The organism is Nonomuraea mesophila (assembly GCF_004352805.1).
GTDB classification, from domain to species: Bacteria; Actinomycetota; Actinomycetes; order Streptosporangiales; family Streptosporangiaceae; genus Nonomuraea; species Nonomuraea longispora.
Map to the genome: position 1 here is coordinate 12,973 of NZ_SMLD01000069.1, position 20,297 is coordinate 33,269.

15 protein-coding genes are annotated in these 20,297 nt (G+C 71.3%); 2 read left to right on the plus strand and 13 right to left on the minus strand.

The features are described from left to right. Position 1 precedes the first annotated feature (1 nt). The 10 genes from E1295_RS24725 to E1295_RS24770 form a co-directional block, all read right to left on the minus strand. Positions 2–1,987, minus strand: a complete 1,986-nt coding sequence (locus E1295_RS24725) for an ABC transporter substrate-binding protein (RefSeq protein ID WP_166427395.1) — start codon at positions 1,985–1,987, stop codon at positions 2–4. Between the two features lie 18 nt (positions 1,988–2,005). Further along, positions 2,006–4,270, minus strand: coding sequence for an Ig-like domain-containing protein (locus E1295_RS24730; protein WP_132633124.1), 2,265 nt, complete (start codon positions 4,268–4,270; stop codon positions 2,006–2,008). A 370-nt stretch (positions 4,271–4,640) separates the two neighbouring features. Further along, complete coding sequence (locus E1295_RS24735) at positions 4,641–5,615, minus strand: sugar-binding transcriptional regulator (protein ID WP_246080316.1); 975 nt, start codon at positions 5,613–5,615, stop codon at positions 4,641–4,643. Positions 5,616–5,652: 37 nt separating this feature from the next. Beyond that, positions 5,653–7,146 carry an FGGY-family carbohydrate kinase gene (locus E1295_RS24740; RefSeq protein WP_132633126.1) on the minus strand — a complete coding sequence of 498 codons (1,494 nt, stop codon included), beginning with the start codon at positions 7,144–7,146 and terminating at the stop codon, positions 5,653–5,655. Next, positions 7,133–8,083 carry a transketolase family protein gene (locus E1295_RS24745; RefSeq protein WP_220448874.1) on the minus strand — a complete coding sequence of 317 codons (951 nt, stop codon included), beginning with the start codon at positions 8,081–8,083 and terminating at the stop codon, positions 7,133–7,135. The genes E1295_RS24740 and E1295_RS24745 overlap by 14 nt, the downstream gene beginning before the upstream one ends. Next, the gene (locus tag E1295_RS24750; protein ID WP_220448875.1) at positions 8,080–8,988 is read right to left on the minus strand and encodes a transketolase; all 909 of its coding nucleotides are present in this window, start codon (positions 8,986–8,988) and stop codon (positions 8,080–8,082) included. The genes E1295_RS24745 and E1295_RS24750 overlap by 4 nt, the downstream gene beginning before the upstream one ends. Then, on the minus strand, positions 8,985–9,974 hold the full coding sequence (locus E1295_RS24755) for a sugar phosphate isomerase/epimerase family protein (protein ID WP_132633130.1): 990 nt from the start codon (positions 9,972–9,974) through the stop codon (positions 8,985–8,987). The genes E1295_RS24750 and E1295_RS24755 overlap by 4 nt, the downstream gene beginning before the upstream one ends. Position 9,975: 1 nt before the next feature. Next, on the minus strand, positions 9,976–10,845 hold the full coding sequence (locus E1295_RS24760) for a nucleoside hydrolase (protein WP_220448876.1): 870 nt from the start codon (positions 10,843–10,845) through the stop codon (positions 9,976–9,978). Between the two features lie 82 nt (positions 10,846–10,927). Continuing rightward, positions 10,928–12,244: a hypothetical protein gene (locus E1295_RS24765; RefSeq protein WP_132633134.1), complete on the minus strand. Its 1,317-nt coding sequence runs from the start codon at positions 12,242–12,244 to the stop codon at positions 10,928–10,930. Further along, a complete protein-coding gene (locus E1295_RS24770; protein WP_132633136.1) occupies positions 12,231–13,718 on the minus strand; it encodes a pectinesterase family protein in 1,488 nt (495 codons plus the stop codon). Before E1295_RS24770 ends, E1295_RS24765 begins: the two co-directional genes overlap by 14 nt. A 139-nt stretch (positions 13,719–13,857) precedes the next feature. Here E1295_RS24770 and E1295_RS24775 point away from each other — a divergent pair, with 139 nt between their 5' ends. Next, a complete protein-coding gene (locus E1295_RS24775) occupies positions 13,858–14,784 on the plus strand; it encodes an SDR family NAD(P)-dependent oxidoreductase (protein WP_132633138.1) in 927 nt (308 codons plus the stop codon). Here E1295_RS24775 and E1295_RS24780 read toward each other — a convergent pair. After that, positions 14,773–15,312: a MarR family winged helix-turn-helix transcriptional regulator gene (locus E1295_RS24780; protein WP_132633140.1), complete on the minus strand. Its 540-nt coding sequence runs from the start codon at positions 15,310–15,312 to the stop codon at positions 14,773–14,775. The genes E1295_RS24775 and E1295_RS24780 overlap by 12 nt on opposite strands. A 99-nt stretch (positions 15,313–15,411) precedes the next feature. Here E1295_RS24780 and E1295_RS24785 point away from each other — a divergent pair, with 99 nt between their 5' ends. Continuing rightward, a complete protein-coding gene (locus E1295_RS24785; RefSeq protein WP_181958039.1) occupies positions 15,412–16,620 on the plus strand; it encodes an MFS transporter in 1,209 nt (402 codons plus the stop codon). A gap of 167 nt (positions 16,621–16,787) precedes the next feature. Here the strand turns inward: E1295_RS24785 and E1295_RS49690 are convergent, their stop codons facing one another. Continuing rightward, the gene (locus tag E1295_RS49690) at positions 16,788–16,997 is read right to left on the minus strand and encodes a hypothetical protein (protein WP_181958040.1); all 210 of its coding nucleotides are present in this window, start codon (positions 16,995–16,997) and stop codon (positions 16,788–16,790) included. A 302-nt stretch (positions 16,998–17,299) separates the two neighbouring features. Beyond that, positions 17,300–20,236 carry a glycosyl hydrolase gene (locus tag E1295_RS24795; RefSeq protein ID WP_132633142.1) on the minus strand — a complete coding sequence of 979 codons (2,937 nt, stop codon included), beginning with the start codon at positions 20,234–20,236 and terminating at the stop codon, positions 17,300–17,302. Positions 20,237–20,297: the final 61 nt, after the last annotated feature.

A 20,297-nucleotide genomic window follows, 5' to 3' on the forward strand; every position in this document is an offset into this window, starting at 1 on the left:
CTCAGAAGGAGTACTGCTCGGGCTGGGTCGGCCCGGGGTTCACGGGACAGACGGACATGGAGTCGGGCACGTTCTTGACCTCGTTGGAGACGATGCCGTACTCGTCGGGGTGCGAGCTGATGCCGATCGCGTAGAACTGGTCCTTGGCGATCCGCACGACCTTCCTGGCGTGCTCCAGCGCCTTGTCGACGTCCGGCTCTGTACGCATCGCGGTGAACGCCTCGAGTTGCTCGCGGACCACCGCCGGCGGCTCGTCGCCGTTCTTGCCCTTGCTGCCGTACCACAGGGCCCAGCGGATGGCGTAGCGGGCGCTGCCGGAGTTGCTCGGCACGTAGTAGTGGCTGCCGCCGGTGCCGGTGATCACGTCGAAGTCGCTGCACGTGAACGTGGACGCCTGCGGGTTGTTGCCCATCGTGCGCTCGGTGAACAGCGTGTCCGAGACGGGATCGACGCGCAGGCTGACCCCGACCGCCTCCCAGTGCTTCTTGACGAACTCCAGCGCCTGGACGTGGTGCGGGAACTCCGCGCTGGTCATGACAGTGACGATCAGTGGCTTGCCGTCGGGGCCCAGCCGCCTGCCGGCGGAGTCCTTCTCGGTCAGCCCGGCCTTGTCCAGGTACTCGCCCGCCTTGGCGACGTCGTACTCCGTGTACTGCTTGGCGAACTCCGCGTCGTAGACGGCGTTGTTCTTGGACGGCGCGGCCTGCCAGGGCTCGCCCTGCCCGGCGTACACGCCGTCGATGATCTCCTTGCGGTTGATCGCGTACGACAGCCCGATCCGGAAGTCCTTCTTCTGGAACAACTCGCGCAGGTTGTCGTCGCCGATCGTCTGGTTGATCTGGATGATCATCGTGTTGCTCAGCCGGCTCGGCACGTTGAACAGCCGGTACTTGCCCTTACCGGCGTTCTGCGCGACCACCGGCTTGTTCTCCGGCGTGTTGAAGTTGCGGAGCTGCATGTGGATCTCACCGTTCATGATCTTCAGCAGCTCCACCTCGACGTCGCCGAGGAGGTCCGACCTGAACCGGTCGATGTAGGGAAGCTGGCGCCCCTGGTCGTCGACCTTCCAGTAGTACGGGTTCCGCTCGGCCACCACCGCCGTGCCGTCGCCGATCGCGGTAGTGATCTTCCATGGGTGCAGCGTGGGGATGTCGGCGTTGTGCGCCCAGTCGTTCTTCTGCATGAACAGCTGGGTCCAGTCCTCGAACTGCTGCTCCTTGGCGAGCTTGTCGGCGTCCGGGTTGTACTTCTTGTGGAACTGCTTGAGGTAGTGCTTGGGCAGCAGGAGGCCGGTGGCTCCGCCACGCTCGAACGTGGCGACCGCGATCTGGAACAGCAGGCCCGCCTTCGGCTCCTTGTAGACGTAGCGGACCGTCCGCTCGTCCACCTTCTCCACCTTGACCAGCTCGTCCGTGGTGCCGTTCTCCAGGAAGAGGTCGTAGACGCCGGTCGTGTGCAGGCCCTTGTAGACGGTCACGTCCTCGAAGGCGAACAGCAGGTCGTCGGCCGTGCAGGGCTGCCCGTCGGACCACTTCAGGCCGTCGCGCAGCCGGAAGACGTACTCCCGGCCGTCGTCCTTGACCTCGAACTCGGCCACGTTGGGGACGATGTCGTCCGGGCCCTTCTGGCCGTTGGTGCCGGGCCTGAGCCGGACGAGGGGCTCGTAGGCGAGCGTGTAGATCAGCCAGTCCCAGTCGTCCTCGCCCACCATGGCCGAGTTCCACGTGCCGCCGTACGCACCGGCCTCCTTCAGCGGCTTGACCACCAGGGGGTTCTTCGGCAGGCGCTCGGCGAGCGGCGGCAGCTTGCCGTTCTTGACCAGCTCGGCCAGCGCCGGGGCCTCCTTGGCCGACAGGTCGGCGACCGGTGCGGCCTTGCCGCCCGTGTCGGGGCTCGTGTCGAAGAAGCCGCATCCGCCGGCGGAGGCCAGCAGCAGGAAGCCGCCGCCGGCGAGCAGACCCCTCCTCGTCAACGGTCGTGGTGTCATGAGCATGCTCCTGTCTGGTCAGCCATTGATCTTCACGAGGCTGAACCGCGCCGTGGTGTAGGTGCGGACGGCGATCGCCTCCTGGTTCCCGTCGACCGCGAGGCCGATGTAGAACCGGCCGCTGCGCATCGCGATGCGCTCGTAGCCGATGCGGTCCCAGTTCAGCGAGTTGTCCGAGAGGAAGGCCTCGAACTCGTGGTCGCCGGTCGGCAGGCTCCGGCAGACCAGGCGCAGCCAGTACGGCTTCACGCTCAGCGGATCCTCGTCGTACGGCCAGAGCCCGACGCTGGGCTCCTTGCCGTTCTGGGCGACCCTGATGGCCTTGGCGCGCAGGCCGCCGCCGTCGTCGCCGCTCGCGGAGTAACCGATGCCGGCCATCATGAACGGCGAGTTCGGCGCGAGGTCCTGGCGCACCATGACGCCCGCCACGGCGTCGATGTGGCCCGTGCTGATGCTGTCCAGCCGTGCGGTGATCTCGACGACCTGCCCCCGCTTGGTGAACCCGACCGCCTGGTGGGCGAAGTGGAAGGAGTCCTTCCAGCCGGCGATCTTCCCTGATCCCTTCAACGTGAGCACGCCGTCCTTCAGCGCCGTGCTCCCGGGGATGGGCACCTCGCCGATGTCCTGCGCCGTCCACGGCTTGTGGGTCCTGGTGCGGGTGACGTGGATCGGCACCAGCGACGAGGTGGTCGCCGATCCCGTGCTGTCGGTCGCGCGGGCCGTCAGGCAGTAGCTGCCGTCGGTCGCGTCCGCCCAGGTCACCTGGTACGGCGCCGCGGTGGCCTCGCCGATCTTCTTGTCGCCGTGGAAGAACTCGACCGTGGCGATCGACGCGCCGTCCAGGGCCTTGGCGTCGGCCTTGACCACGATGGACTGCTTGTCCTGGTCGGCCGCGAACAGCTGGTCGGCCTTGGGGGACAGGATCGCCACCTCGGGGTTGCGGGCCCCGGCCCGCTGGACGGAGTTCAGGTAGCGCTCCAGGTTCGTGTACCCGCTGCCGTCCACCGCCTTGGCGTCGTCGGCGTTCTCCGGGTCCAGCCCCTGCGCGGTCTCCCAGTCGTCCGGCATGCCGTCGTGGTCGCTGTCGGCGGGGGCGGGCACCTCGGTCGGCGTCGGCAGCGGGCCGCCCACGTCCTTCTGCGAGTTGATGTGCCGCCCCGTGCCGGTGCGGGCCTCGTTGACCAGCCGGGCGTCGATGGCGTCCCGCCGCGGCAGGGTGGCTCCGGCCTGTTCCAGGACCGTGGCGTACGCCTGCGCCGACGTCTGCTCCGTGATGCCGTGCTCGAACTCCACCGGCCTGGGCAGCAGCGTGATGCCGCCGACCGGGTAGGTGATGCCGAGCGTGTTGTCGGCCGTGATGTCGTCGTGGCCCTCGACCGTGTTACCGCTGACGTGCCACTGGCCGAAGCGTCCTGGCGCCACGATCGTCCTGGCGATCGGGGGCCGCGTGTTCGGTCCGGGCTTGTAGTAGTTGCCGACGATGTTGATGCCGTTGGACCACTCGCCGCCGTAGCAGGAGGTGATGCCGGGGTTGTAGATCACGTTGTTGCGGTGGTCCACGACCAGGCTCATGCCTTCGGTGAAGCTGAAGCGCGGGTTGCGGCCGTTCTCGTGGACGAGCAGGTTGTGGTGGTAGGTGATGGTGTCGCCGCCCCACAGGCCGCCCATGCCGTGGCGGCCCTTGGGGTGCACCGAGTTCACCAGGCCCTCGGAGATGATGCACCACTGGACGGTCACGTTGGTGTTGCCGTAGACGGAGAAGCACTCGTCCACGCCCCAGCTGAACGAGCAGTGGTCGATGATGAGGTCGCGCACGTCGCGGGCGCCGAAGGTGTCGATGGGGGTGCCGAGCTCGTCGCCGCCGCGGAAGCGCAGGTGGCGCAGGATGATGTTGTCACCCTTGATCTGCGTCTCGTTGCCGATGACGGTGACGCCGTGGCCGGGAGCGGTCTGGCCGGCGATGGTGAGGTTGGAGCCGGTGATGTCGAGGCCGCCCTGGATCCGGATGTTGCCGGCGACCCGGAAGACGATCGTCCCGTCGGATTTCGCCACCGCCTCGCGTAACGAGCCTGGGCCGTCGTCGTCAAGGGTGGTCACCTCGTACACGGCGCCGCCCCGGCCGCCCGTGGTGTACATCCCGGCTCCTTCGGCGCCGGGGAAGGCGGGCACGCCCTTGGCCCGCTCCTTCGCCTCGACCGTGGGGCTCGGGCTCGGGCTCGGCTTCGCCGCCACGCTCGATGTGCCGCTCGACGTGCCCGCCCACGCCACAGCGGGCGGGGCCAACGCCGCGGATCGCACGAAATTCCGGCGGCTGAATGATGAATGTTGGCGATCGAAGCCAAGGGCCTCGGTCATGCGAAACGCTCTCTTTCCGCCCCGAATAGACAGGGCTGTGCCCTCTTTCGGCACGACTCCGGAACCACGCCGGCGTTTGCTCAGAATTTTTATTCACGCATGAATGGAGTGGATTCATCACATCGTGAACGACACGGTTGTGGCTGTCAAGAGCGGTTACGTACGCGGATGAAACAGTCGGTTAACAGACCCGTCACGGCGCCCTGGGAGCGGAGACGACGAAGGCCGCCGAGCCAGATGCCCGGCGGCCTTGCGCACGAGAGAGCCCAGGGCGGGATCGCCGCCCGGGGGAGCGGGGTCAGTCCTTGTGCAGCTGCTCGGCCACGCCCACGTCGGTGATCAGGGTGTTCACCCAGCCGCCCCTGAGCGCCGCCCGGATAGCGGCCGTCTTGCGCCGGCCCCCGGCGATCGCGATGCGCCGGGGCACCCGCAGCAGGTCGGCGGCCGGGATGCCGAGGATGCGCCGCTCCAGCGGCGAGTCGACCAGCCGGCCCTCGGCGTCGAAGAAGCGCAGGCACACGTCGCCCACCGCGCCCAGCCCGCGCAGCGTCTCCAGCTCCTCCTCGTCGATGGCGTTGCCGCTGTCACGCAGCAACGGCGACGGGTCGAGGCTGCCGATGCCGACCAGCACGGTCGTCAGCCGCGACCACGCGTCGACGACCTGCCGCACCACGTGGTCCTCCGACAGCGCCTGACGCGCCTCCGGTGTGCTGACCAGGCCGGGAGCGGGCAGGAACACCGGCTCGGCGCCCGTCAGGTCCGCCAGGTGGGCGGCCAGCCGGGTGGCCTGCACCTGCGCCGACCCCTTGCCCACCCCGCCGATGAGCTGCACGACCTCCTCGGCCACCCGCACGGGACGGCGCTGCATGGCCTCCACCGTGGCCAGCAGGCTCGCGCTCCACGACGAGATGCCGAGGTGCTCGCCGCCGATGAGGGTGGCGTCGAGATGGGTGGCCCCGGCCGAGCCCAGCGCGGCCACCACGTCGTGGTTGTCGCCCGCGGCGTCCACGACGATGATCTGCTCCACGCCGTATTTCCGCTCGAGGTCCTCCTCCAGCAGCGCGTGCACGCCGCTCGGCACCACCACGACCGTGCGCACGATCCCGATCTCCGCCGCCTCCTTGAGCAGCCGGGACACCCGCGGCTGCGAGATGCGCAACTGGGCGGCGATCTGCGGCTGGCGTACGCCGTGCTCGTGGTAGAGGCGCGCGACCCGCACCAGCAGCCGCATGCGTTCGGACTCCTGGCTGATCCGGCGCCCGGTGTATCTCACGGGCTCCCCGCCGCCACGGCTCTTCTCGAACTGACTGTCAGCTCCCACGATCGCTGGCCTCCGCTTCGGCTCCGCCGCTCCTGCTGGTCCGGTGGCGAGCCCGGGCCACTGCCGAGTGCCATTCTGCTAGGGCGCGGCGGCGCTCGCACACCGGAAGGCCGGGCGTGTAGCGCCGGCCGTGGCGGGGCAGCCCGGACAGCTCCCGGCGGGACCATACACCGTGCGCCACCCCGGCCAGGTGAGCGGCCCCCAGAGCGGACAGCTCCGGCTGCCGCGCCACCCGCACCGCGCGCCCCGTCACGTCGGCCTGCCACTGCATGAGGTCGGCGTTGGCCGTGGGGCCACCGTCGGCCAGCAGCTCCTCCACCGGGCCCGACGCCCGTTCCAGGGCCGTCACGACGTCGCCCACCTGCAGCGCGATCGAGTCGACCGCCGCCCTCGCGAGATCTTCCCTGCGGCTGCCGAGCCCGAACCCCGCCATGACCGCCACCGCCCGATCATCCCACCAAGGAGCGCCCAGACCGCCGAACGCGGGCACGAGGTGCACCGCGCCCCTGCGCCCCCGCGTCGCGAGCCGCGCCAGCTCCCCCGGCTCCGTGCCGAGCAACCCGGCCAGCCAGGTGAGCGTCGCCCCGGCGGCCAGGACGTTGCCCTCCAGCGCGTACGCGGGTTCGTCGTCCTGCCACCCGATGGTCAGGCACAACCCCTCGTCCTCGCCGGCGTCCGGGCCGGCCAGGCCCATCACCGAGGAGCCCGTACCGTACGTGACCTTGACCCGCCCGGGACGGCCGGCCGCGTGCGCGAACAGGGCGGCGTGCGAGTCGCCCATCACCGCGCCGACCGGCACCCCGGCCAGCGACGGGTGCAGCGCGGCGGCGTCCGCGTGCGCCCCGGCGGACGGGACGATCCCGGGCAGGGACTCCTCGGGAATGCCGAACAGCTCCAGCAGCTCGGGGCTCCAGCGGCGGGCCCGCACGTCGAGCAACTGCGTACGCGAGGCGCTGCCGACCTCGATCACGTGCCCGGCGCCCAGCCGGGACAACAACCATGAGTCCACCGTCCCCAGACAGGGACCGTCACGGGTTCCGTGGTGGCCGAGCAGCCAGGCGGCCCTGGCCGCGGAGAACATCGGGTCCAGCGGCAGGCCGCTGATCCGGCGGACCATGGGCGCCGCGCCGGAGGCGGCCAGCCGGGCGCACAGGTCCGCACCCCGGCGGTCCTGCCAGCTCACCAGCGGGCCGAGCGGCGCGCCCGACGCGCGGTCCCACAGGATCAGCGACTCCCGCTGCACGCTCAGCCCCACGGCGGCCACCCGTCCCGGCGGCACCCCGGACAGGCACCCCGACACCGCGTCGAGGACGCTGCGCCACACCTCCTCGCCGTCCTGCTCGACCAGGCCCGGCCCCGGATGCCGCTGCGCGAGCGGCGCGGAGGCCCGCGCCACCGGCTCGCCCGCGACGTCCACGAGGATCGCCTTGGTCGCGCTGGTGCCCTGGTCGACACCCAGCACCAGCGGATCACCCGTCGTCAAGGCCCAGCACCTCCAGCGCCGAACGGGCGATGCCCGCGGCGGTGAGCCCGAAGTGTTCCAGCAGGAACGCCGTCTCCCCGGTCGGCGCGAACGTACGGGGACCGAGCAGCCGCATCGGCACCGGCCTGGCCTCCAGCACGACCTCGGCCACCGCCGCCCCCAGCCCGCCGGTGGGCACCGCCTCCTCGGCCGTGACGACCGCCCTGGTCTGCCGGGCCGCGGCGACGATCTCGTCGCGGTCGAGCGGGCTGATCGTGGACACGTTCACCACCCGCGCGTCCACCCCCTGGACGGCGAGCAGGTCGGCGGCCCGCAGGGCGCGGCTGACCATGGTGCCGGTCGCCACGAGCGTGGCGTCCGCGCCGTCCCGCAGCCGCGCCGCCCGCCCGTAGGTGAAGGCGGGCCCGCCGGGCGGCGAGACGTCCGGCACGGGGAAACGGCCGATCCGCAGGAACGCCGGCCCCGTCGTCCCGGCCGCCCACCGGACGGCGGCGCTGGTCTGCGCGGGATCGGCGGGCACGACCACGGGCAGGTCGGCGATGGCCCGCAACCACGACAGGTCCTCGGTCGAGTGGTGGGTGGCCCCGAGCGCGCCGTAGGCCAGGCCGGGGCTCATCCCGCACAGCTTGACGTTGGCCAGGCTGTAGGCGACGTCGGCCTTGATCTGCTCCAGCGCCCGCGCGGTCAGGAACGTCGCCGCCCCGCACACGAACGGCACCAGCCCCGCGTTGGCCAGCCCCGCGCCGATGCCCACCATGTCCTGCTCGGCGATGCCGACGTTGATCAGCCGGTCGGGGAACTCCCGGGCGAAGGCGGCCAGCTTGCTCGACCCCACCGAGTCGTTGCACACGGCCACGATCCGGTCGTCGGCGCGGGCCAGCCGCGCCAGCTCCGCGGCGAAGGCGTCCCTGCAGTCGTACGTCTCCTCGACGGTCAACGCAGTTCCTCGAGCGCCATGCGGGTCTGCTCGGCGTCCGGCACCTTGTGATGCCACTCCACCCGGTCCTCCATGAACGACACCCCTCGCCCCTTCACGGTTCTCGCGATCACGCAGCGCGGCCGCGACCCGGCGTGCGGCGCGGTCACGGCGTCCAGCAGCGCCAGATGGTCGTGGCCGTCGACCTCGGCGACCTCCCACCCGAACGCCCGCCACTTGTCCGCGAGCGGCTCCAGGTCGTTGGTGTCGCCGGTACGGGCGCCCTGCTGCAGCCCGTTGCGGTCGATGACGGCCGTCAGCGACGACAACCCCCGGTGCGCCGCGGTCATGGCGGCCTCCCAGTTGCTGCCCTCCTGCAGTTCGCCGTCGCCGAGCACGACCACGGTCCGCGCCGGTGACCCGCGCAGGCGCAGGCCGACCGCCACGCCGACGCCGACGGGCAGCCCGTGCCCGAGCGGGCCCGAGCTGGTCTCGACGCCCGGCACCGCCCTGCGGCTGGGGTGGCCGTTGAGCGGCGACATCGGCGCGGCGAACGTGGCGAGCCGGTCCGCGGGGAAGAAACCGCAGGTCGTGAGCGTGGTGTAGAGGGCGACCGAGCAGTGTCCCTTGCTCAGGATGAGGCGGTCGCGCTCGGGCCAGCCGGGTCGGGCCGGGTCGATGCGCAGCACGGCGCCGTACAGCGTGGTGAGGATGTCGGTGACGGACAGGTCGCCCCCGGTGTGCCCGAGGCCCGCCGCGTGGATCGTGCTGATCGCCGTACGCCTGATGCCGACCGCCAGCGCGGCCAGCGCGGCGGCGCGGGCGGCCCGGTCGGCGTGCGCCAGCCGGTCGCGCAGCCGGCGCCATGCGCCGATGGCGTCGTGGTCGGGCAGCAGCAGGCCGCCGGACGCCTGGGCGAGGGTCACGGCGTCTCGCGGGCGGTTGCGAGCGCCGACCAGAGCAGCGCCTGCGCCGCGAGGGCGTCCTGCCGCTCCTGCGCCTCACGCAGCGCGTCGAGGTCGACGCGGTCGCACACCCGCTCCAGCACGCGGATCGTGGCGATGCTCTGCGACAGCGCGCGTACCGGGTCCTCCCTGAAGGGGAACTGGTCGAGCAGGACCGGCGCGCTCCAGCCGATGCGCCGCACCGCGAGCAGGTACTCGATGGTCTCGAACAGGTGCACCGACGCCACGGGCAGGTCGTCGTCCCATCCGCGCCAGTTGTCGTTCAGCTCCACCGACACCAGCCGCCCGCGCCGGTGCACGAGCTGCACCGCCTCGGCGGGCGTCTCGCCGGCGAGCAGGGAGTGGCCGAAGTCCATGACGATGCCGACGTTCGGCTGCCCGGCCTCCTCGATCGCGAGCAGGGTGCGGGCCGCGTCGGAGAGCGTGATGCGCACCCGCGGCTCCTTGGCCTTGTACTCGATCGCGAACTGCACGTCCGGGTGCGCCGAGGCCGTCTCGCGGATCGCGGAGACCGTCAGGTCCCACAGCCGTGCGTAATCGGCCTGTCCCGGCATGTCGAAGCCGTCCTGGCCGGGCCAGAACTTCACGTAGCCGGCCCCGAGTTCCCGCGCGACGGCGACGGCCTCGTGCACGCGCTCCACGGCGCGCTCGCGCACGGCGGGGTCGGGGTTGGTGAAGGCGCCCTTGGCGAACTCCCGCGTGTACAGGTGCGGCGTGATCGCCCTGGCCCGCAGCCCGCGCTCGGCCAGCGCCGCCGCCAGCTCGGAGGTCTTGGAGACGCCCTCGGCGAACGGCACGTTGATGTCGAGGCACTCCAGCCCGTCCACGGAGGCCGCCAGGTCGAGCATCTCGGTCATCGTCCGGGACGGGCCGTAGCCGTCGGTCGCGTACCGGTCGACGATCTGCCCGAACGCCCATATCCCGGCGCCGAACGTCAGCGCGCTCATGTCACACCCTCCTCTGCGCGAAGGCCCGCAGCTTGGCGAAGAAGTCCTCGTGGATGAACCGTGCGTCGATCGAGTCGTAGGTGCGGATGGGCCGGTTGGCGGCGGAGAAGTCGTGCGAGCCGTCGTGGCGGAAGTTCGGCGCGGGGCGCTCCACCCACGTCCCGCACGCCGGGTGCAGCATCAGCCCGATCGCGGGGGAGTCGCCCAGCACGCGGAACTCGATCGACCCGCCGTGCCGGCTCTCGTTCCACTCGACGAGCTGGCGCACGAGGTAGTCGCCGATCTCGCCGTACGGGGCGACCTTCTCGTCCAGCTCGGCGTAGCCGACCGCCATCATCCGGTACGTCGGCGCGGGCACCTGCCAGACCCGCAACGACGAGGAGAACACGATGTTGGCCGCCACGATGTCGTTGGACAGGTTGAACTCGGGACGTCCCGGCTCGCCCTCCCTGCCGTCGTAACCGCCGCCGCCGATCCAGACCACGGTGACGTCCCGTTCGGCGATGCGCGGCTCCAGCATCAGGGCCGAGGCCATGTCGGTGAGCGGGCCGAGGAACGCCACGAACAGCGGCTCCTCCACGTCGCGCATGGCCTCGGAGATGATCAGCTCCACGCCGGGCGTCCTGACGGGGGTGCCGACGTCGGGCAGCGCGTACGGCACTCCGTCGGCCACCGGCACCTGGCCGTCGAGCTTCATCAGCCGCAGCAGCAGCTCGATCTCCTCCCGGCTTTCCTCCAGGCTCGACCGGGTGCGTCTGTTGCCGAAATGCGCGGCGACCAGCCCTCGAATGTCGAGGCTCGGGGAAAGCAGGGCGTGCACGATCGCGAATTGGTCGTCCGCCTCATTCTTGGCGTCGGTGTTCACGATCACCCGGCGCCGTTGGGAAAAAGTCCTGACCGCCACGCAATCCTCCGCCCGAATATTTATTCAAGAACGTATCTATATTCCGATATTAGGTTGTGATATTTGAGGTGTCAAGATCCCAGAGGATCACGGAAAGGGCGTACGGCGAGATGGTGTGGTCCTCGTGCGTGGCGTCCTCGAGGATGTCCCACCGGCCCTGCTCGGGCCGCCCGCCCGCGAGCAGCGCCACCCGGTCGCGCACCGGGGCGTGGTAGGCGCGGTGCCCGACCCCGTTGAAGCAGCAGTCGTCGAACCGGTTGAGGATCTGCAACTGGCCGCGCCCCCGGCCGACCGAGGCCAGCACGTACATGTCGAGGAAGTCGTCGGACCCGGCGGCGTAGAAGCCCGGCAGCGCGTCCTTGGTCTGCTCGAAGTCGCCGATCGTCGGGCTCGGCTTGGGCGAGGCCGGGCGCAGGAAGAACGGCAGCGACCCGGCCACCGGATAGCTGCGCGTCACCCGCGGGTCCAGCGCCGCGTACACCGTGGTCGTCCAGCCGCCGCCCGACAGGCCGACCATCTCCACGGAGGCGGGCCGGTACGTCGCCTGCGCGTAGTTCAGGGTCACGGTGACCGGTTCGAGGAAGAACGTCAGCGTCGAGAACCCGGCCCGCTCCCACGGCGGCAGTTCCCGGTGCGACGGGCCGGGCAGCAGCGTGTCCGGGTCGTCGGGGTCGGCGATCTGCTGGGCGTTCCAGTGGTGGAACGGCATCGCGTACACCATCACCCGGTAACCCCGGTCCAGCAGCGCCTGGACGGTGCGGAGCATGGTGTCGAACGGCTCGCCGTGCCCGTTGTGGTACAGGGCCAGCCGCCGGTTCCAGCGCTTGCGCGGCAGGAGGTCGTACACCGTGGCCGAGACGCGGTAGCGCAGCGGGACCGTCAGCCGGTCGATCCTGCGCACGCCCGTCAGCGAGGCGAAGTCGGGCGCGTCGAAGCCCTCGTCCACTTCCGGCAGCGACGTGGGCAGGCCCGCGCCCTTCCAGATGTAGTCCGCCATGGCCCTGCGCCGGGCCGCGATGTCGGCGGCCGAGTGCACGCCGATCAGCGGTTCGATGTCGACGCCCGCCACGGCCTCGGGCAACGTCCGGTACTCGGGACCGAACCTGGCGGCGACCTCCTGGTTCACCGGCGCCACCGGCCGCGCCGGCCGCTTGGCCGCTGCGGCCGCCCCCGTCTCGCCCTGTGCCGTGCTGTGTGTCGTGGCCTGGGTCGTGGCGGCCGTCGCCGGCGCCGCCGTGCCGGCGACGACGGCCGCGCCGAACCCGCCCAGCATCCCGCCCAGCACGCCGCGCCGGCTCGCCGCGTTGCTCAAGGCGTCACTCAGGGGGCCGGTCGCGTCGTGGCCCGTCTCGTCATTCGTGTGCATCAGATCCGCTCCCGTGCTCTCCGTGGTGGCCCCGCTCCGGATCCCAGCCGCCCAGCACGTACGCCGGGTCGCTCCACTGCCTCGCCTCGGCGTCCGTGAGCTGACGCGAGCAGGCCAGCCGCTGCGAGGTGTCGATCGGGCGGCCCGACAGGTCGGTGCTGCCGTACTCCCAGAAGGACGTCTGCCGGGCCTGCGCGCAGTCGTCCGGGTCGATCTGCCAGCCGGCCGGGTCGATGTGGCCGTCCATCCTGGTGTCGATGTACACGACCTGGCTGTGCGTGAACCGCCACACCGCGCTGCGGCTCAGCGCGACCGAGCCGTCCGGCACGCCGGGCGCCCGCGTCAGCCTGGTCCTGACGAACACCGTGCCGGGCCGGGTCTCGTCGTTGCGGCTCTGCGAGATGTAGCCGCGGTCGGTCGACTCCAGCACCGTGTCCTGGATGAACACCGTGCCGGTGCCCCAGACGAAGTCGGTGTCGCCGCTGATGTGGCTGTCGGTCACGAAGCCCTTGCCCTGCAGGCGCAGGGTGTCCTGGAAGCTGCGCAGGTGCACGCGTTCGAGCGCGATGCGCTCGTTGTTGCCGCGGAAGGCCTCGGCCTGCGAGCCGCCGTCCGGCGTCGTGTTGTGCACGGTGACGTCGCTCATCCGGAAGTCGGAGGCGTCCACCCCGAACGAGGCCCGCCAGCAGTTGTGCAGGTCGGAGGTCTCCAGCACACGGCGCGGGCACACGTCCTCAGGACCGCCGTCGCTCAGCGCCTTGTCGCCGTTGCGCAGGTCGTTGTTGGGGTAGCGGATCACCGTGCGCTTCGCGCCCGCGCCGCGCACGGTGATGTGCGGGCGGTCCTCGCGGACGTAGACGATCTCGGTGTAGACGCCGGGCCGTACGTCGATCGTCACCGGGGTGGTGTTGCCGGTAGGCACGGCGTCGATGGCGCCCTGCACGGTGCAGAAGTCGCCGGCGCCCTTGGCCGACACGGTCAGCCGGCCCGGCCCGGGTGCGGGCCGGGGCTCGCGCCTGGTCGTCGTGAACCGCCAGGCTTGCGGGTCGCGTACACCGTCGAAGCCCGCGAACACGCCCGGGTCCACGGTGACGTAGTACTCCTGGCCGTACGCCAGCTGGTGGTGCAGGTGGACGGAGGCCCTGCGCCCCTCGATCATGATCGACTCGTACGAGAAGTCGTGCGGCAGCCCCGTGTCCGAGACGGCGGAGCCGATGTTCTTCCTGTCGTCGGTGGCGGTGGCGGCCTCGATGCGGTCGGCGAGCGTGCCGTCGGCGCGGCGCACCTCGATCGCGCCAGTGGTGCCCAGGGTGGGCGGCTCGGGGAACGTGATGGTCAGGGGCGCGTCGACGCAGGTCCCGCCGCTCCTCCCGGGCACCGAGAAGCGCGGTTCGTCACCCGCCTCGGCCTGTGCGCTCGCCGGGCATAAGACGAGCGCAGCCGCGGTCGCGAGCACCGTGATGGTTGCCTTCACCTGCACCTCTCAGGGGCGAATGTTTAGTTGGCTGTGAATAGATATGTATACGCCTCCGTGGTTCCGGTCAAGGCCGGAGCGTTGCTGTGATTCGTATAGAATCTCTACTAAGAGAGAGTCTCTACCTAGGAGTGAAAGCATGGAGAACCTGCGCGGCACGACGGCTTTCATCACTGGGGGCGCGCGCGGCATCGGGCTCGGCATCGCGCGGGCCCTGGCCGGCCGGGGAGTGCGCATGGCGCTCGCCGACATCGACGCCATGGCTCTCGACGCGGCCAAGAACGAACTGGCGACCCGCGCTCCGGACGCCGGGAGCGTACAGACCTTCGAGCTCGACGTTCGCGACCGCGCCGCCTTCGCCGCTGTGGCCGACCAGGCCGAGCAACGACTCGGCCCGGTCTCCCTGCTGATCAACAACGCCGGCGTCAGCCTCGGCCTGCGCAAGGTCTCCGAGCAGGTCACCTATCCGATCTGGGACTACATCACCGGTGTCAACGTCGACGGCGTGAACAACGGTGTGCAGACGTTCCTGCCCAGAATGCTGAGCCGGGGAGGGCCTGGCCACATCGTCAACACCGCCTCGGTCGCCGGCCTGGGCGTCTTCCCTGGCCGCAGCGCCGCCTACGGCTACACCGCCTCCAAGGCAGCCGTCATCGCGCTGACCGAGACGCTCCACCACGGCCTGCGCGACGAAGGCGCCGCCATCGGGGCGAGCGTGCTCCTCCCGGGCCTCGTGGCCACCGCAATCACGACCAACAGCCTGCACGCAGCGCCCGACGACATCGTGCCGCCCGGGGAGCGGGCGCGGGTGGCGGAGCTGGCCCGACAGGGAGCCGAGATCATCGCTGTTCACGGCCGCGACATCGACACGGTGGGAGAGCAGGTCGTCGAGGGGATCCTGGACAACCGTCTCTACATCCTGACCGACCGGATGGCGGCCGGCGTGGTGGCCTCCCGCGCCCGCGCCATCATCGACGCGATGCCTGCCGAAGACGGCCGGACCGAACGGGTGCTGGACCTGGGCTCCGGTACGGGCACGGCGCGGGACGACCGGTCATCTGCGTGATGACGCCACGCCTGCCTGAGTCCGGGCCGGGGTGTCCCCGTGGCTCAGCAGGAGTTTGCGCAGCAGGGCGGCCAGCTGGTCCTGTTCGCCCGGAGAGAGTGCCGCCAGGGACTCCGCCTGGCCGCTGACGTGGTCGGTGACGGCCCGGTCGATGACGTCGAGGCCGGCGTCGGTGAGGGTGATCAGGACGCTGCGGCGGTTGTCCGGGTCGGTCTCGCGGGTGACCAGGCCCCGGCTCACGAGGTGGTCGATGCGGTTGGTGATCGCGCCGGAGGTGACCATCGACGCGCCGCCGAGCGCTCCGGCGGTCATCCGGTACGGCGGTCCCGACCGGCGCAAGGTCGCGAGGATGTCGAACTCCCAGGGCTGGAGGTCGTGACGGGCGAACACGGCACGATGGCGTTTGCTCAGCGTCTGAGCGGCGCGGGAGATGCGGCCGATCACGCCCATGGAGGAGGGGTCGATGTCGGGGCGCTCGGCCCGCCACTGACGCACTACCTGGTCGACGTGGTCCTCGGTCTGCTCCATCAGAACTCCTCAACATTGAAGTGTTTGACACTAAGGTAACCCATCTTCTACGATCCTCAATGTTGAAAAGTTCAACGTTGAGATTTAGAGGTGGATGTCATGCTCATGGACACGGCACCCGTCGGCAGTGCGACTCCGGCGGCTGCTTCACCGAACGTTCCGCTCAGGCAGTGGCTGGCCGTCATCGCGGTGGCCACCGCCACCTTCGCCATGGTCACGGTCGAATCGCTGCCCGTAGGCCTGCTCACCGCTATCAGCGGCGGTCTGGGCGTCTCCGCAGGGCTGGCCGGGCTGACCGTGACCCTGCCGGGGCTGCTGGCGGCGATCTCCGCCCCGGTCCTGCCGATGCTCATCAGGCGGCTCGACCGGCGACTGGTCCTGCTGGGCCTGCTGGCCGTCATGCTGGTGGCGACCCTCACGTCCGCGCTCGCCCCGACCTTCGGTGTGCTGCTGGTCTCCCGCGTCTTCGTCGGCATCGCCATCGGCGGCTTCTGGGCGCTGGCCGCCAGCGTCGCCGTCCGGCTCGTCCCCGAGCGTCACATTCCCCGCGCCACCTCGCTGGCCTTCGGCGGCGCCACCGCCGCCAACGTGCTGGGCGTGCCCGCCGCCACCCTGATCGGCGGGCTGACCGACTGGCGGATCGCCTTCGGTGTGGTCGCCGCGCTCGGCGTCCTGGTCGCCGTCGCTCTGTACGCCCTGCTGCCCAAGCTGCCCGCCACCACGACGGTCTCACCGCGCACCCTGCTCGCCCAGTTGCGTAACCCCGCCGTGCGCGCCGCGGTGACCGCCACGTTCCTGCTGGTCGGAGCGCACTGGGCCGCCTTCACCTTCATCAGCCCGATCCTTCAGCAGACCTCCGGGCTCGACACCACCCTGATCGGGCCCGCTCAGCTGGCCTTCGGCGTCGCCGGGATCCTCGGCACCTTCGTCGCCGGCTCCGCCGCCGCCCGCGACCCGCGCCACGCCCTCATCGGCGCGGGTGCGATGCTGGCCGCCTCCCTGGCCCTGTTCCCCCTGGTCGGCGTCACGCCGGTCGGCGGCCTGGTGCTGCTGGTCCTCTGGGGCCTGGCCTTCGGCGCGGTGCCGGTAGGCGTGCAGAGCTGGATCTTCAAGGCCGCTCCCGAGGCGGCCGAGGCCGCGACCGCGCTGAACACTTCGATGTTCAACCTGGCGATCGCTGCGGGCGCGGCGGTCGGCGGCGTCATCGTCACGGCGACCGGCACCACCGGCGTGCTGTGGATCGGAGCGGCCCTCGGCGTCGTCGCCGGCCTGGCCGTCTGGGCCACCGGCCGCTCCCTGACCAAGTGAGCTGTACACCGAAGCAACGACCACGCGGCGCGCTCGATCCGGACAGGCTCCGGCGAGCGCGCCTTGTTTTTGAGCGGTCACCGACGAGGTGAGCACGCTGATCGAAGGGCTGCCGCGATCCTTGGAGCCTGGCCGCTCTCGCAGCTGGGCCCCTGGCCGTCTTCCCGCTATCGTTCACCAGACTCGGGCTGAGCCTGCTGCCGATAGAGCACCTCGAACAGCTGGCCTCCCTTGAGCACGGCGTGAGTGAGGAGAGCGAACCGGGGGTCGCTGATCTGCCAGAAATCAGCGGCCAGTCGGTAGTCCAGAGTGGGGACGACCAGTTCCAGGCCCGCCCTGCCGCGCAACGGCGCGTTGCCGGCGAGCAGCCCGCCCATGAACGTGAGGGCGGAGCCGCACAGGATCAGCCGGATCGGCGATGGAGCCGAGGAGCAGCGTCTTGCCCTGACGCCGTCTCCCCGACACCACGCCGAGCGTCGGGTATGGAGAGTCATCGCGGATGAACTCGACCAGTTCGGCCCACTCCGCCTCGCGTTCCTTGCTATCGCTGGTGTAGACGGTATAAAGCTGTTCGGCCAGCGGAACGTTCTTCTCGTACCAGCGCTCCCAGTTCCCCGCCTTGTCGCCACCCAGCAGTAGTAATGCCGCCCTGGTGGGATCGAACGCGTTAAGAGCTGGGTCAAAAGCCGGGCAGGCGGGCTTCGCTGTACGGCACCAGACGGACCGGTCCCTTCAGTCCGTACGGCTGCCGCCCCAGCCCGCCGTAGACGTCCGGGTCCGCGACCCTGAGCCGGTTGCCGAGCGGGGTGGCCACCTCGATCTCGATGGTGTTGGGGCCGCGCCGGACGTGCGGGCCGAGGTCCACGACCGGGTGGAGCTGGTCGACGGCGGCGAGGCGGCGGCCGTTGACGCGCACCCGGCAGGTGTCGGTCACCTCGCCCAGCTCCAGGTACGCGGGGCCGTCCAGGTCCACCGTGGTGGTGTAGGTCCCGATGCCCGACACGTCGGCCAGTCCGGGGAGCTCCGTCCAGGGGACGAGCGCGTCCAGCTCCAGCTCGTGGACGACCTTCGTCGTCCGGGTCGGTGTGGCGCCGGGCCGCCAGTCCTCGACCTTGAGCCGCCACGACGACGGCTCCACGGGCTCGGGGACGTCACCGACGACCGTGGTGACCGTGCGACCCGTGGAAAGGGTGGTGGTGTAGGTGCCCGCCCTGGCGGCGCGGACGGCGAGGTGGGCGCCGGCGTAGAGGGCGCGGTCCGCGTCGGTGGCGGTGGCGTGGGGGAGCCGGCCCGTGCGGTCGCCGGACAACCCCGGGCGTCCGATCGCGACGATCCGGGCCTGTCCCGGCCGGAGCGTGACCCGCAGGCGGATCCCTTCGGGTTCCTCGGTGTACAACGCGATCCGCTCGGCCCGGCCGGTCCACGGGTCCAGCAGGTACGGGACTCCGTCACGGTCCGCGCGGGCCAGCGTGACGTCGTGGTCGATCGGGGCGACCGGCGGTTTCGGGTTCTCGACGTGCCTGCCGTTGCACAGGTAGTAGTAGTCGACCTTCCCCGCCACCCGCCGCAGCGTGAGCAGCGTGCTGGAGGTGGCGTAGCGCACGTCGGGCCGCACGCCGAGGGCGGCGAGCGCGCCGGGGACGTCCGCCTGGCCGGCGACCATCCGCACTGTGGGCTCGGCCAGGAGCGCGGCGACGCGTTCGTGCAGCCGTTCGTTCTCGCCGTCGCCGGGCACGCCCGGCACCGAGGCCGACTCCCACGCCCCGAGCAGCACGATGGGCAGCCCGGCCCGCGCGTACTCCAGCAGCCGTTCGGCCACCGGCAGCGTCATCGTGGGCTCGCCCGCGTAGAACTTGTCGCCCTCCACGAACAGCGCCTTGTAGGACGGACCCGAGGGCGCGAGCCGGCCGCCGGAGACGCGGGCGGCGGGCAGGGCGAGCAGGGGGCCGCTGACGAACTGGTGGGTCCAGCCGGTGGGGATGCCCTCGCCGGTGAACCAGGAGGCGCCGATGCCGGTCTTGGTGTAGCCGGTCTGCCGCAGGACGGCGACGTCGATGCGTGGGACGCCCTCCCGCAGCACCTGGTGCACCCGCCCGAAATACCCAGAAATATCGGGCATGTGTTGCCAGGTCGGCTGGCGCGGACCCCACGACTCCGCATACCCGGCCGTCCCGTCGTACGGCGTGAACGCGGCGAACCCCGGCCAGGCCGCCCCCGGCGCGCTCGCGTACGAGAACCCGTGCAGCACCGTCTGGTTGAGCCCCGCCGCGTACGCGCCTCCCATGGTGGTGAGCACCTTCGCCCACGTCGTGGTGTAGGCGCCGCCCGCGTACGCCCCCGCCTCGCTCGACAGCACCTCGCCCCCGGCCAGGTCCCGGCCTCCGGCCAGGCAGCGGTAGTCGTCGAGGTTCTTGAACCCGAGCGACTCGCCCTCGGGAACGTCCAGCACGGCCGCCGCCGCGATGGCGTCGGTCCGCAGCCCGTACGGCTGCGCCCGCAGCTTCAGCCCAAGCGAGTGGGCCCAGTCGCGCAGCCGGCCGAAGTGGTGCTCGTTGAACAGCTCGGAGATCGTGTCCCAGTAGTCCTTGCGGGCGTGCCTGGTGAGCGCGGCGTCGTAGGCGAAGACCGGATCCTCCTCCGCCAGCAGCACTACCGGCAGCAGCGGCGCGAGCGGATGGCCCCGCCGCCGCCCGAACTCCTCCAGCAGCCCCGGCGTCCACGGCAGCGCGTCGGTCTCGATCTCGATGGAGTCCTCGAACAGCGCGCCGCCCGCCCTCCTCAGCAGCCGCCGCAGGGCGGGAGTGAGCAGCCGTGCCTCCCAGAAGTCGATGACCGCCTGGGTGCCCGCCGCGCTGAAGTGGTCGACCACGTACGCCTCGGGCGCGGTGTGCGGGCCGGACTCGGGGCGCTGGCCGGAGCCGCGCTCCCAGTAGGAGATCAGCACCCACTCGCCGTCGCCGGGCGCGGTCCACGACACGGTCTCCCCGCTCACCGGCACCTCCCGCACGGAGGCGGGGTCGAGGCCGGTCTCGTCGCCGGTGGAGTGGGCGGGCTCGATCCGGGCCGCCTGCACCAGCAGCAGCTTCCGCTCGGTGACGCCCTCGCCGGGCGGCACGGCCGGGGGCGGCGCGTCGCCCGTGTACGTGGCGCCCGCGGCGACGGTGACCGAGCCGTGGGCGAGCTCCTTGACCGCGGCAGGGCTGTCAGGGGTGATGGACGGCACCGCCGCCGGCCAGGCCGGGCCGATGGTCAGGTCGATCCGGATGCCGCGCCTGGCCGCCTGGTCGAGCGCGGCCTCGACGGCGGCGTTCCACGCGGGGGTGCCCCAGCCGTGGCCGGCGGGATCGAGCACGGACTTGTCGCGGATGCTGTGGTGCACGGCCGCGATCTCCGCTCCGCCGAACCCGGCGGCGGCGAGCTGGTCGACCTCGCGCCTGAGCTCGGCGGGATCCACGTGGGCGTCGGGCCACCACCAGCGCACCATGGGCCGTACGGACCGGGCCGGGCGGGAGAACCAGGTCCTTCCCTGGCCGGCGGCCGCGGGTGTTCCGGAGAGGGCGAGCGTGGCCGTGGTGGTGCTCAGGTAGAGGAAGCCACGGCGCGTCAGGTCGTTCATGGGGGGTGCTCCAGAGGGTCGTGCCCGTGGTGGAAACGCCCGCGGACGGCGGGTCGGCCGC

Excerpts from the sequence above, each read along its gene's own strand:
- E1295_RS24780 (WP_132633140.1), bottom strand. The coding sequence starts at position 15,312 with ATGGAGCAGACCGAGGACCACGTCGACCAGGTAGTGCGTCAGTGGCGG.
- E1295_RS24725 (WP_166427395.1), bottom strand. The coding sequence starts at position 1,987 with ATGACACCACGACCGTTGACGAGGAGGGGTCTGCTCGCCGGCGGCGGC.
- E1295_RS49690 (WP_181958040.1), bottom strand. The coding sequence starts at position 16,997 with ATGGGCGGGCTGCTCGCCGGCAACGCGCCGTTGCGCGGCAGGGCGGGC.
- E1295_RS24765 (WP_132633134.1), bottom strand. The coding sequence starts at position 12,244 with ATGCACACGAATGACGAGACGGGCCACGACGCGACCGGCCCCCTGAGT.
- E1295_RS24785 (WP_181958039.1), top strand. The coding sequence starts at position 15,412 with ATGCTCATGGACACGGCACCCGTCGGCAGTGCGACTCCGGCGGCTGCT.
- E1295_RS24795 (WP_132633142.1), bottom strand. The coding sequence starts at position 20,236 with ATGAACGACCTGACGCGCCGTGGCTTCCTCTACCTGAGCACCACCACG.
- E1295_RS24775 (WP_132633138.1), top strand. The coding sequence starts at position 13,858 with ATGGAGAACCTGCGCGGCACGACGGCTTTCATCACTGGGGGCGCGCGC.
- E1295_RS24755 (WP_132633130.1), bottom strand. The coding sequence starts at position 9,974 with ATGAGCGCGCTGACGTTCGGCGCCGGGATATGGGCGTTCGGGCAGATC.